Genomic DNA, 13,570 nt, shown 5'->3' with positions numbered 1-13,570 from the left:
CACTGCTTTTTTATCAAGAAATAAATAAGAGGTGTGACAACAATGGAGCATGAAACACTTACACAAACTGATATTAAAAACTTACGAGAATTTATTGCTAATAAAGAACGGTTCATCACAAAACCAACTGTTCACTGGGATCATGATCAGTTTAAAACAGTCAGAGCAATGCCTGAACTTGTGATTCAGCCAACTACTAATGAAGAGGCTGAAAAAGTAGTTAAGTATGCCAACGATCACCATATCCCAGTAGTCCCTCGTGGTAACTCAACCGGTCTAATGGGAGCCAATCTAACAATACATGGTGGTATTTCTTTAGATATGGTTAAAATGAATAAAATTTTGGCTTATGAGCCTAACAGTTTAACAATGACGGTTCAAGCAGGTATCAGATTAAAAGATATTGAGGAATTCTTGGCTGATAAACCGTTTACGTATATGCCCGCTCCAGCAATGCATTGGGCTACAATTGGTGGTAATGTCAACACCAATGCCGGTGGTCTAAAGGCAATTAAGTATGGTGTAACTAGAGAACATATTCGTAAGTTAAAAGTCGTTTTGGCTAATGGGAAGAGCTACGTTTTCGGAGCAAAAGCTGTTAAATCTTCTTCTGGTTATTCATTAAAAGACTTAATCATTGGATCTGAGGGAACTTTAGGTATAGTGACCGAAGTCACCATGCGTCTTTATCCTCGACCAAAAGAAACGATTAATGCACTAATACCCTTCTCTAGTTTAGAAGATGCTTTAAAATCAGTACCAGCTATTTTAGCTTCTGGCGTAGTACCAACAACTGTAGAATTTATGGGCCGCCAAGTACTAGACTTATGGGAAAAATATGCTCATCAAAAATTCCCTGAAAAAGGTGAAGGCTTCATTATTTTAGGTTTAGATGCTTTTACAAAAGAGGAGATTAAAGCTGAGCTAGAGCAGGCCTTAAAAACTACTACTAGATTTGGTAGTAAACAAGCTGTAATTTTAGAAGCAAGTTCTGAGAAAGCACAACTAATTTGGAAAGCGCGAGAAGAACTCTTGCTTGCTATTCAAAATTCTACTCCTATGATGGATGAAGTAGATATTTCTGTTCCGATTAATAAAATTCCAGAAGTATTAACTAGAATTGAGGAATTAGAAACAGAAGTTAAAATGAGAATTCCAAGTTTCGGCCATGCTGGTGATGGTAACCTACATATTTATCTTTGTTCCGATAAAGATTCAAAAGATATTTTCGCTCAAAAGAGCAAAAAAGTAATTTCTGAACTTTATAAGAAAGCAAAAGAAGTTGACGGAAACATGTCAGGAGAGCATGGTATTGGTTATGCTCGTCAAGCTTATTTTGAAGATTATTATGGCCAGGATTATACTAATTTGCTTCGTGAGATAAAGAAAGTCTTTGATCCAAACGGAATTATCAATCCTGACAAGATTTTTCCTTTAAAATAGAGCTTTAAACAAAAAGAGTTGATGATCAACAATACATATTGAAAATATTGATCTCAACTCTTTTTTATATTTTAATCAATTATTTTGGCATCTAGGCAAGTCTTAAAATGATTCAACGCCCACTTATGGCCAGTTTCATCAAAACTAGCAACCGCATTTTTATGAACAACCAATTTATAGCATTTATTGTAAGCATCAACGGCCGTATGTAAAACACAAATATCGGTGCAAACACCAGTTAAATGAAGAGTGGTAATCTTTCTTTCCCGCAAAAATAAGTCTAAATTAGTACCGCAAAAGGCAGAATACCTAGTTTTATCAAGCATTAAGACATGATCATTATCTTTATTGTCTTCATACCATTTTTGCAATTCACCATAAAATTCTCGTCCCCAAGTATGACCTAAATTATGAGGAGGGAACAACTTGGTTTCAGGATGATAAGGATTATTCTTAAAGTGCAGGTCAGTTGGAAGAATCACCCATTTATTTTCTTTTAAAAATTGTTCAGCCAATGATACAATTTGCTTCTCTATCTTTTGAGCTGGCAAGCCACAAGTCAAAGAACCTTTATCTGCTACAAAATCGTTAGTATAATCAATGATTAATAAAGCTTCATTATTCATAATTTTGCCTACTTGTATTCCGCAATTAATTTCTTTTGTAAATCAGCTAATTTCTTAGTTAGATATACAGGATAATGATCAGGGTTAACTAAGCGCTTAGTTTCTTTAGGCAATTCCGCAATTTGTTCTTTAGCATATTTTTGAATTGCAAAAGTATCTGTTTCAATTGGAGCAGCTTTTTGACCAGCTAATACTTGATGGAGTAATGGACGAGCAGTAAAGTCGGTAAGTGTTACAACATCATTGGTAGCATGAACATCTGAATCAATAGCTGTAATTTTATCTCTTAATTTTTCATCAGCTAACGCAATAATATCAGCGAAAGCATGTTTAGGGTCATTTCTTGAATATAAGCGATAAACTTGTTTATTACCAGACAAAGTAATCTTTTCTCGGCTATTACTAATCTTGATTTTAGGGACCCATTGGCCTTTGTTTTCTAGAGCGGACATTTTATAAACACCACTTAGTACAGGACTTGATGAACTAGTGATTAAACGTTCACCAATACCAAAGTTATCAATTGGAGCTTCTTCATTAAGTAATGACTTAACAATATGAGCGTCAAGCGCATTGGAAGCAGTAATTTTAACTTCAGATAAACCAGCATCATCAAGCATTTGCCGAGCTTTTTTAGCTAAACGAGTAATATCACCAGAATCAATGCGGATACTTAATGGTCGATGTCCTTGCGCTTTAAGTTCTTGAAATACTTTAATAGCGTTAGGAACACCTGATTTTACAACGTCATATGTATCAACTAGTAGGGAAGCAGTATCAGGATAAATTTTTGCCCATGCTTTGAAAGCAGTGAGTTCATCTGGAAAACTTTCAATCCATGCATGTGCCATTGTCCCAGCTACTGGAATATTAAATTTTTGACCAGCAAGAACATTTGAAGTACTAGTGCAACCGCCAATTACCGCAGCCCGAGCACCATAAGTAGCTGCATCGGGGCCTTGTGCACGGCGAGCTCCAAATTCCATTACAGCTCTACCTTGGGCAGCATGGGTAATTTGCCAAGCTTTAGTAGCAATTAGAGATTGATGATTAAAAATATTTAATACCAGAGTTTCTAAAAGTTGAACTTCAATAAGTGGACCTGAAATTGTCAAAATTGGTTCACGAGGCAATAGAGGAGTTCCTTCAGTCATAGCATTGATGGTACATTTATTTTTAGCATCTTTCAAAAAAGTAAGAAATTCGTCAGAAAATTTATTAAGTGCACGGAGATAATCAATATCTTCCTTAGTAAAATGCCAATTTTTAACTTCTTCAATAATTTGCATTAAGCCAGCACTAAGCACAAAGCTATCTTCATCAGGTGCATTGCGATAAAAGACATCAAAACGTGCTTGCTTGTCATGAGGCAAGGTTTGATAATAGCCATTTGCCATTGAAAATTCATAAAGATCTGTCAACATTTCATGTGACATAATAATAAGCTTCCTATCTATTTAAGTAAAATTTACTTTAATAAGTTCAAAAATAAAAGTCTAAGTTACTTTTATTTAACCTGATTATAGTACTTTTTACCTAAAATGCAAGTTAATATTTAACCAGAAAAAAGCAGTGATCAAATTTGACCACTGCTTTTGACTAAATAAATATATGAAGAAAATATAATAAATTGTTTATTACGCTTCTAGGAGGAAGGCTTTTTTGTTCAGCCACGTTCATCGTAGTTCTTTTCTTGGCAGATGTTAAATTATATTCCTTTTTGTAAGTGTCAATATTTTTGCGGTAGGCTATTAACCATTAGTCTGACCTTAATTTCTTAAATATTTATTTGATTTATTTTTCTGCTAAAATCGTTTAAATAGCTATGTCCTGCTGTTAAGCTTTCGATTGCTCCATGATGAATGCCCAGATGAGCTTCATGCGTCTTTCTTAGGCTGGCACGAACCGCTCCTTTCAGGTCTTTTTGATCATCAATGTTCAGCTGCCCACCTGCAAATTCACTGCTAAGCCAGTATTCCAGCTCATTGTTTTTGATACAAGTTAGTACACGCAGAATTCCTTCGGCACCATCTTCTGACCAGTATTTTCCTTGCCCTTTGACGCGATAAGTATACTTGCGGTGATTGCTCTCACAGCAACCAATTGCCTTAATTACGGACAAATGACGCATTTTGAATGGCTTAATATCCACCCAGCGACGATGAAGATAGCTGCGCAGGCGCCTTAAATTCTCATGATTTTCTGGCGTATTCAGCTCATCAATCAGATTGCTTTCAATCGTGTCTAAAATCACATCAGTTAAGTGACGGTCATATTTAAACTCAACTGCACTGATCAATTTGCCTTGCATGGCCGGCATGAAGCTTAGACGATCTTTGATCTTTTTATTCAAGTGAAAGACATCCAAGAAGGGTTCGTGCTGCCGGCAATAGCCAACTATTTCATCAAAGTCTTTCTTGGCATAGCCAGCACCACCATCGGCATTACTGATGATTAAAGTATTGCTTAAGTCATAGGGATTGGCTAAATAAGCTTTAATTTCTGGTAAAGCATCCAAGCGGCTTAAAGAAACAAACTCTTGGGCCTGTACTCTTTTCCTGCGCGTTTTGCTTAAATTAATAATATCCTCGCAGACCTGATAGCGATGAAACTCTAGCCGCTTCTTGGTGCCTTTAATCACAACGCCATCGCCTTCAAGATAAAGCACTGGCACCTTTTTCTTTTGGGTAATGCCATCGTATCTTTCCTCAGACTGCTGCTGTGCTTTAATCTGTTTGCCTGCTTGCACAATCAGCTTGCCAACTTGGCTGTGACTAATCTTAAAACAAGAAAGGGTATTAACTGCTAGAGCGGTATTGCGGTAAGTAGCCACAGCACTAACTTGCAAAACATCTTTTACTGCCAAAACGCTGTAACGCTTATATTTGTCATAGCCCATCAGCTTATCCAGTGGATATTTAGCCTTTTTGCCAGGACAAGCATATCTTCTGCGCCAATAGCTAATCTCACCAAAGGCAGTCACAACTGAGCGCTTATTTTTCTTTTCAATCTGATAGCCTTGCTTTTTAGTTTCTTCAACTAAGCCGGCATCAACTTCTTCTAGTGCTAATTTCATTAATTCTCTAATCAAACCAAAGAAGTAGCACATTAATGCCTTTTCACGAGCAATAACATTATTTTCAGACTTAATAATTTTCACGATATCAGCTATAATAGATTCCATAAAAGACCAGCTTCTAATGTGTTTTTTGTTCTTAACATCAGACTACTGGTCTTTTTGTTTGAGCTCAAGTCCAAATTCAAAGGATTTGAGCTTTTTTAATTATTTATTCAACTTACCGCAAAAAATTATACACTTAGTTCCTTTTTTGATTTCATTAAGCTAAAATTTAATTAAGAGACACTAAAATTGGAAGTGAAATTATGCCTGAAAAAATTGTTGCTCGACCTTTAATTACTATTACAAATATTATATGGAGTTTTAATTCCAAGACTCATTTACCACAGATTTTACTTGTCAAAAGAGCTAGTGACCCATTCAAGAAAAGTTGGGCATTGCCTGAAACACTTTTGCGAAGCAACGAGAGTGCCGAAGCTGCTTGTATTCGCTTAATTAAAGATAAGATTGGTGTTTTAATTCCAGATAGTGCAACAGAACAATTAGCTACTTTCACCAATCCTAAAAGAGTAACCGGTAAAAGAGCATTAGCTTTGGCATATATGACCTTTTTACCAATCATGCCCAAGCTTAAAGCTGATTATGGAGCTATTGAAGCACGTTGGTTTTCTTTTAACTTTAAAGAAAAGAAATTCTTTTTAATGAATGATCAAATTAAATTGCAACTTGACGCTAAATCGAAATTAGCTTTTGATCATGCAGAGATCATTAATACAGCTATTCAAAGAATTAACAATAAGCTTGATTATCAACCAACGATTTTACAAATATTAGGTCCAACTTTCACCTTAAGACAAGCACGAGAAGTTTACGCTATTTTTAGACAAACCAGCGTTGATAAAATTGATAATTCTAATTTTAAGAAAACACACAAAAAGATATTCAAGGAAGTCGGAACTGCTTCCGCTAAACGCTCTGGCAGGCCACCAAAATTATTTAAATTAGTGTAGAGCAGGGAGGTAAAAGCTTTTTTTATGTCAATTATCGGATTTATTTTGGTTGTTTTTGAAATTATTCTAACAATCTTTAATCATTACAAGCCAAGCAAGAACCATCCCCAAACCGTTAAGTTTATTTCTTTTCTGGCTTTTATTGTTGGTTTAATTCTTATTTTATCTTCAGTCATTGCTTTCTTTAACTGCTAAAAAGTTAAAATTATTGACTTATGTCAATTTATTCTTGTAAAATCTGACTATGATAATAGTTAGAGAGGTGATAAAAATGGCTAAAATCAAATTTACACAACGGGCATTAGATTATTTAAAAAGAAGAGGTTTGGCAGGACATCCCTTATTATTGATTTGTGATGATGGAGGAGGTAAATACTCTATCAAAGGCGGTGCTTGTTCAATGGGGATGATGTATTCAATTATAAAGCTTGATCATCCCGATAAGGATTACCCCGTTGTTTTGCATAACAATGAAGGAGTAGAAATTTATACTTCTGATTATGATTTGGCTGAATTGCAAGATAACCTTCATTTAGATTATGTTAACTGTGGCTTAGAGTTAAAGAACGATTCCCAGCTTTTAGACGGAAGCGTCATGATCGGCGATGGCCCAGCTTTATTAAAGGCCAATTACCATGTTGTGATGACTGAATCACGAAACTGCTAGTAGATTACTGTAATTGCTAAAGAGAATAATAGGAACTGTTAAGTTTTATTTGAACTGAGACCTAAAAATTAGACAGTTTAAAATACAGGATTAATAGAGGCTTGATTCCGATATTCTTTCGGAGTTAAGCCTCTATTAATCTGCTCTTTATCCTTTCTTCGTTATAGTATTCAATATATTCTTTAATAGCTTGAGTTAATTCTTGAAGGCTATGGTATTTGTACTCTTGATCGTAAAACATCTCTGTTTTAAGCAGACCAAAGAAGTTCTCCATTGAACCATCATCCATGGAATTGCCTTTTCTAGACATGCTTTGAGTAATGCCCTGAAGTTTTAAGGCACGTTGGCATTGGGGACTCTGATATTGACAGCCTTGGTCAGTATGAAAAGTGCAGTTATTAAGAGCTGTTTCTTTAACGAAAGCTTTATCAAGCATCGTCATTACTAAATCCATATCTGGATGTCTTGAAATAGAATAAGAAACTATATCGCCTCCACAACCATCCAAAATAGGCGATAAATATAGCTTTTCACCATTAAGGTGAAATTCAGTGATGTCAGTATACCATTTCATATTAGGCATTGGCGCAAAGAAATCACGATGAATCAAATTAGGTGCTATTTTGCCAATAGTACCTTTATAGCTCGAGTATTTGCGCTTATTGCGTCTAATGCCCTTAAGGCCTAGTTTATGCATCCAGTAGCGAACTGTTTTTTCAGTAATGTTCCAGCCTTCTTTAATTAGCTGCAGCGCTACTCGGCGATAGCCATAACGGCCTTGATGATGATTAAAGATTTCTTTGATCTTGGCAATAAGCTTAGGCTTTTTAGGTTTTCTTTTAATGATCTTATAGTAAGAGCTTCTGGCAATTATGGGCAGTTCTGGATGCTCAGCGATTGCTTCTAGCACATAGTCCCAGCTGACCTTAAATTCATGCCTTAGATCAGTAATTGCCTTAGCTATCTCTTCTGATCTTTTTCCTGATCCAAGGCCTGCAGTTTTTTTACGTATTCGTTCACAATACGCAATCGCAAGTTTTCTTCTTTCAGCTTTTGGATCTCTTTCTCCAGTTCCTTGCGCGATTTTTGACTCTCTTTGACCACGGGCAGGACGTCCTTTCTGTTTGATAATGACATTATACCCGTTTTCTTTGTATTCTCTAAGCCAATTGTTAAGCCTGCCAATGCTTTTGAAACCTAATTCTAGAGATAATTGAACATCTGACTTAGTACCAAAGATAGCTTGTTCAATTGTTTGTTCTTTAAACTTCTTAGAATAAACCCGCTTTCTAGTATTCAAAATATTTGTTCCATGCATATCAATCAATCTAAGCATGTAATCCAGATTAGCTAAGTTCATTTTATATGCTTTTGACAACTGACTGATTGAGATTTTCTCATCTTTCCATTTACGATAAATTTCTATCTTTTGTTCTTTATTAAATTTAGACATAGTAAAAGACCTAAAAGTGTCTCACTTTTAGGTCTCACTTCAATTAGGCCACCGCCCATGTATGGAGCCATATCCATCGCGTTGATTTCGTTGAAGGTTAACCAGTAACGAACCTTGCCCTTGTAGTGGTTCATGACGATATCAGAGTAGTGAACAAAGGCATCGATCAAATGACGATCCTTCCAGCCACCGAAGCGAGTAATCAATGAAAGTGGGGTTTTCATAGTGAGACAAAGTCACTAATGGCTCAATATCATATTTGGCACATTCATCAAATACCTTGTCGTAAAAGGCCAAGCCTTCTTCATTAGGTTTTTCGTCGTCACCATTAGGCAAGATTCTGGACCAGTTCATTGATAATCTGAAGACATCAAAGCCCATTTCGGCCATTAATTTAATATCTTCCTTATAGTGATGGTAAAAATCAGTTCCTTGGTGACTTGGATAGTAGTAACCATCAAGCATAGTTGGTACAGAGCCTTCTGGCAATTTGAAGTCTTGCCCCCATACAAGAGGAGTAGCACCAGTTTCGCCGTTAGGCTTTTTCCAAGTTACTTTACGAGGTTCAGTTGCTGAACCATTAGTTAAAACGTCAACGGCATTTAAACCTTTGCCGCCTTCATCGTATCCGCCTTCGTATTGGTTGGCAGCTGTAGCGCCGCCCCAAGTAAATTTATTGTTAAATGACATAGATTACCTCTAAAAACGATTATTATCTAGTAAGACATAGTCACGAGTATCGTAACGATTACGGCTGACTGAATATTCAATCGGCTGACCGTTGGTTAACCAAATGATTTGCTCTAATTCGAGCATTGGATCATCTGATTTAGCATCTAAATATTTGATATCATATTTGTCAGGTTTTGCTGCACGAATCTTACGATAAGCATGACCAAACTTTAAGTGAAGTTTTTGGTGAATGTAGTTATAAATAGAGGAATGAAGTATTTTTTCATCTAAGTCAGGGACTAATTTAACGGGCATAAAGGTATGCTCAATAATTAATGGTTTCTCGTCATAGTTTCTTAACCTAACAATATTGTAGATTGGTTCATTGCGCTTTAAGCTGAGATTATTTTGCATTTGTGGATCAGGAAATTCCACTGAAAAATGCAGAATATCACTCTTAACTTTATCCTTGCCTAATTGATTCTGTAAACTTGTAAATGCATTCGCTGGTGTATCAGTGGGAGATTTAATAGGAATATCACCGGCTACAAATGTACCTAAACCAGATTGTTTATAGATTAATCCTTGTCTTTCCAAACCATCGAAAGCTTTTTTAACTGTTAAGCGACTAACATTAAATTCTTGTGCAAATGCTTCTTGGTCGGGAAGAGGTTCTTCCTTACTATAGACATTATCTGTAATGCGTTTCTTTAACTTCTCAGCGACCTCTAAATATTTTGCTCTTGCCATGTTTTATCATCCGATTTCTAACTAGATTTTATACTTTTACCTCTATTTTAAAACAAACATCTATACTTTATCAAAAAAGAGATGTCATTTTACTATTAATTTATAGCTTGATGACATCTCTTTTAATTGTTGATTAATTAATTACAGCTTTATTTGTTAGCAGCTGCTTCCTTTTGCTCCTTAGCAAGTAAGACCTTATCGTATTTACGAGCGAATGGCCAGTAAATTGCAGTTGAGATCAACAGAGTACAGAATTGCCAGATAGCCATCTTCCAACCACCAATTAAGAAACCGGAGATAACGGCTGGAGTTGTCCAAGGAGCGGCAACACCGTTAAGTGGTGGAACAATACCAGTCTTAATTACTAAGTAAGTTGATGCAGCAACTACTAATGGAGTTAAGAAGAATGGTACAGCAAGCATAGGGTTCATAACGATTGGCAAACCAAAGAGGAATGGTTCGTTAATGTTAAAGATACCAGGAACTAATTCCAACTTACCGATTGACTTCAATTGAACTGATTTAGCAGCAATTAAAGTGAAGATAACTAAACCAATAGTGATACCTGAACCAGTCAAGTTAATGAAGTTGTTGTAGAATTCATTAGTAACGATGTGAGCACCTTGTGCTAATGAAAGTTTGCCTTCAGCAAATAATCTAGCGTTATCAGCAGTGTTAGCTTGAAGCATTGGAGCAACAAGTGAACCCATGATTAAACCACCGTGGACACCGAAGAACCAGAAGAATGGAATAAGGAAACCAATGGCAATCGCACCACCGAATGAGTCTGAAATACCTTGAAGAGGAATTTGTAAAGTGTTGTAAATCCAGTTAAGGAAGTCAGTGTGTGCAAATGCGTTGAAACCACCGTAGATTAACATTGAACCAGTAAGGATAACACCTGAAGGAATCATAGCAGTAAATTGGTTAGATACTGCTGGTGGAACTTGAGCTGGCATCTTAATAGTCCAACCAGCCTTCATGATCATCGTGTAAATCTAACCGACAAGTAAACCAACGATAATTGCGGCGATCATACCGTCACCGCCCATCCACTTAGTGTTAATAACACCAGTAACAGGTGATTCAAGGAATGCTTGTAAGGCATGTGGCAACTTGTCGATGTTTTCAGTGACAACTTTACCACTCATAGCACCATTGTTGATACCAGCAGTCAAAGCAGCCTTTAATGGGTTGTCAATTGATAAGTTTTGTAACATTAAGAATGCAGCAGCAGAGGTAAGACCAGGTGCTAAAGGTTCATAATTTTCATTCTTAACATAAACGTAGGCAATACCGATAGCTGCCCACAAACCCATCATCTGGAAAGTGGTGTTATTTGCTTGAGCGAAAACTGCACCTCAACCAGAATTGTTAATTGCATTAGCAACAGCTGGAATAGGGATGTTACCTAAAATCAGGAAGATAGACCCGATAATAATGAATGGTAATGAGTAAACTATACCATTTTGCAAAGCGATAATAGCCTTCGTGTTAACGAATTTCATAATTGGCGGCATAATGTGTTGGTTAACCCACACGCCAAAGCCAGATTGTTTTTTATCAGCCATTATAATTCATCTCCATTATCTTTAAGTACCTTTTGGAACCAGTAGAATGATTTCTTAGGTACACGTTTTAAATCTTTTAAATCATGATTTGAACTGTTGACATATACAGCACCGTAGCGCTTTTCCATATCAGCATGGGAACTTGGAATATCAATTAAACCCCAGCCGAGATAACCAAGTACTTCGGCACCGTCATCAAAAATAGCGTCTTTCATAGCTTTGATATGATCTCGGTGATAAGCAATACGCTCATCATCTTCGATCATATGCTCGCCGTCCCAAGTTTCCTTGAGGCCAATACCATTTTCAATAGGGAAAATAGGGATGCGGTAGTAGTTGTACATTGTAGTAATTGCATTCCTAAATCCTAGTGGATCAATTGCCCAGCCCCAATCGTTTGTCTTAACATATTTGGATTCAACTCCGCCTTTGTTAAGGTAACGGTTAGGAGCTTCACCTTCAGGAATTTTATTGCTGGATAAAACCCAGGATGAATAGTAAGAAAATGCTAAGAAGTCAGCTTTAGCTTTCTTCATTATTTCTTTATCTTCATCTGTAATGTCCATTTCAATGCCATGATTTTTAGCATATTGCATTACTTCTAGTGAATAACCACGTCCAGTGTCAGCATCGTAAATATTAAAGTTTAAAAACTCTTGTACTTGCTTTGCTGCCCAAACATCTTCGGGTTTACTCGTTGCTGGATAAATTTGTTGGTAAGCAAGCATTCCACCGATTTTTACATCTGAGTAATTTTCATGGATGTAATTTGCTAATCGGATATGACACATCATCGTATGATGGAAGATAGTGTACATATCGTCCAAACTCTTATCTCCAGATTCGTAACCTGAAATATTAAAAACTTCATCTTGGAAATATAGATTATGTTCATTGAAAACAATCCAATATTTCACTCGATCACTAAAATGATCGATCATTTTTTTACCAAAACGGACAAAGGCGTCAACTACATGCTGTGACATAAAGCCATTGTACTTTTGGGCTAAGTTGAGTGGCATATCAAAGTGGTAAAGACAGATCATTGGTTGAATGCCACGTTTAAGCATTGCATTAACTAATCGATCATAGAAGTCAATACCTTTTTGATTGAAGTCGCCGTCACCGTCGGGACAGACACGAGACCATGAAATTTGAATACGGTACATGTTCATGTTCATGTTCTTCAGTAAGTCGAGGTCTTCATCATATCTATGATATTCATCAATTGCTACATGCCAGTCACTAGTATTGTCAGTAGCAGGTCGGACATCATAGACTGAAAGACCCTTGCCGTCTTCATTCCATGCACCTTCAGTTTGCATACTTGAAACTGAGTTGCCCCAAAGGAATGTAGATGGCAAGGGCCTTTCAGAGATTTAAATAACAGTTAGCGTTTAGCTATTTAATGATGTATTTGTTCAAAATTTGCAACTGCACCGCGTAAGTTTGCATCACTCTTTAATTTGCAAAGAACAATTTCTGGTTTAATGCTGTCTGGATTAAATTGCTTCCGTAATTTTTCTATTTCTTGATTTAATAATGGAATTAATTCTGGATTGTTGGGAATTCCACCACCAATTACTATTTTTTCAGGGTCAAAACTTTGTTGAACATTATAAATTGCTAGGGCTAGGGAGTGAATTAAAGTTTGACGTTCATCACTAGCTACAGGATCATCTTCATCTGCTAAAGCGAAAACTGTTTTTCCATCAAGTTTTTTACCAGTTCGCTTATTGTAGCGTTTAGCCATAGCAACTGGAGAGGCTAGATCACTTACTGATTCGGTGCCAATTACCATGTAACCAAATTCACCACCGAATAGGTGAGCACCGTGCCATACTTTTTGATTAATAATTAAAGCACCGCCAATACCTGTTCCGATTACGAAGAAAGCCATACTGTTGCAGTTTTTGCCAGCACCTTCTGCTAATTCACCTAAAGCAGCTGAATTGGCATCATTTTCCATGGAAATTGGTAGTTCGAAACGTTTTTCCAATTCATCAGCAATTTTAAAATTATGAATGTATGGTAGGGCACTCGTGCCGCCAATGACACCTGTCTGTTGATTTACGGCACCTGGTGCAGAGATTGCGACACCTTCAATTTCTGTATCTTTTTTAATCTTATTTACTTCATCTGTTAAAATAGCATAAAAATGTTAAAATAGCATAAAAATTTTCTGGATCTTTAGGTGTATCTACAGCATGTTTGTTTTGTAACTTGCCGTCTTTCCAAGTAGCAATTTTAATTGTGGTACCACCAATATCAATAGCAGCTAAATTCATGATTCATTCTC

Annotated in this window: 9 protein-coding genes and 4 pseudogenes; 4 read left to right on the top strand and 9 right to left on the bottom strand. The window is 36.4% G+C overall.

The window, feature by feature from the left end; all coding sequences use genetic code 11:
- Window positions 1–42 precede the first annotated feature (42 nt).
- On the top strand, window positions 43–1,443 hold the full coding sequence (locus tag ICI50_RS06255) for an FAD-binding oxidoreductase (protein ID WP_095342081.1): 1,401 nt from the start codon (window positions 43–45) through the stop codon (window positions 1,441–1,443).
- Between the two features lie 71 nt (window positions 1,444–1,514).
- Here the strand turns inward: ICI50_RS06255 and ICI50_RS06250 are convergent, their stop codons facing one another.
- The 3 genes from ICI50_RS06250 to ICI50_RS06240 form a co-directional block, all read right to left on the bottom strand.
- The gene (locus ICI50_RS06250; protein WP_012211741.1) at window positions 1,515–2,069 is read right to left on the bottom strand and encodes a cysteine hydrolase family protein; all 555 of its coding nucleotides are present in this window, start codon (window positions 2,067–2,069) and stop codon (window positions 1,515–1,517) included.
- 8 nt (window positions 2,070–2,077) lie between these two features.
- Complete coding sequence (locus ICI50_RS06245) at window positions 2,078–3,505, bottom strand: nicotinate phosphoribosyltransferase (protein ID WP_095342082.1); 1,428 nt, start codon at window positions 3,503–3,505, stop codon at window positions 2,078–2,080.
- A 341-nt stretch (window positions 3,506–3,846) separates the two neighbouring features.
- Window positions 3,847–5,253 carry an ISLre2 family transposase gene (locus ICI50_RS06240; protein WP_188891343.1) on the bottom strand — a complete coding sequence of 469 codons (1,407 nt, stop codon included), beginning with the start codon at window positions 5,251–5,253 and terminating at the stop codon, window positions 3,847–3,849.
- Window positions 5,254–5,453: 200 nt separating this feature from the next.
- Here ICI50_RS06240 and ICI50_RS06235 point away from each other — a divergent pair, with 200 nt between their 5' ends.
- The 3 genes from ICI50_RS06235 (at window position 5,454) to ICI50_RS06225 (ending at window position 6,825) form a co-directional block, all read left to right on the top strand.
- Complete coding sequence (locus ICI50_RS06235; RefSeq protein ID WP_054640673.1) at window positions 5,454–6,158, top strand: NUDIX hydrolase; 705 nt, start codon at window positions 5,454–5,456, stop codon at window positions 6,156–6,158.
- 24 nt (window positions 6,159–6,182) lie between these two features.
- Entirely contained in the window at window positions 6,183–6,353 is a 171-nt protein-coding gene (locus tag ICI50_RS06230; RefSeq protein ID WP_013854264.1) for a hypothetical protein, read from the top strand.
- 76 nt (window positions 6,354–6,429) lie between these two features.
- Complete coding sequence (locus ICI50_RS06225) at window positions 6,430–6,825, top strand: iron-sulfur cluster biosynthesis family protein (RefSeq protein WP_013854263.1); 396 nt, start codon at window positions 6,430–6,432, stop codon at window positions 6,823–6,825.
- Between the two features lie 77 nt (window positions 6,826–6,902).
- Here ICI50_RS06225 and ICI50_RS06220 read toward each other — a convergent pair.
- From ICI50_RS06220 to ICI50_RS06195, 6 genes and pseudogenes are all read right to left on the bottom strand, one after another.
- Window positions 6,903–8,278, bottom strand: a pseudogene (locus ICI50_RS06220) (IS3 family transposase).
- A gap of 38 nt (window positions 8,279–8,316) precedes the next feature.
- Window positions 8,317–8,968: pseudogene (locus tag ICI50_RS06215) on the bottom strand (glycoside hydrolase family 1 protein); the annotation flags it as partial.
- Window positions 8,969–8,977: 9 nt separating this feature from the next.
- Window positions 8,978–9,700: a GntR family transcriptional regulator gene (locus tag ICI50_RS06210; protein ID WP_095342020.1), complete on the bottom strand. Its 723-nt coding sequence runs from the start codon at window positions 9,698–9,700 to the stop codon at window positions 8,978–8,980.
- 149 nt (window positions 9,701–9,849) lie between these two features.
- Window positions 9,850–11,271: pseudogene (locus tag ICI50_RS06205) on the bottom strand (PTS sugar transporter subunit IIC).
- Window positions 11,271–12,650 carry a glycoside hydrolase family 1 protein gene (locus ICI50_RS06200; RefSeq protein WP_188892108.1) on the bottom strand — a complete coding sequence of 460 codons (1,380 nt, stop codon included), beginning with the start codon at window positions 12,648–12,650 and terminating at the stop codon, window positions 11,271–11,273. The pseudogene ICI50_RS06205 and the gene ICI50_RS06200 overlap by 1 nt, the downstream one beginning before the upstream one ends.
- A 26-nt stretch (window positions 12,651–12,676) precedes the next feature.
- Window positions 12,677–13,559: pseudogene (locus tag ICI50_RS06195) on the bottom strand (ROK family protein).
- Window positions 13,560–13,570 lie beyond the last annotated feature (11 nt).

The organism is Lactobacillus kefiranofaciens, assembly GCF_014656585.1.
Classification (GTDB): Bacteria; Bacillota; Bacilli; order Lactobacillales; family Lactobacillaceae; genus Lactobacillus; species Lactobacillus kefiranofaciens.
The sequence above is the reverse complement of the archived record's forward strand: the minus strand, read 5'-3'. Positions and strand labels throughout refer to the sequence as shown.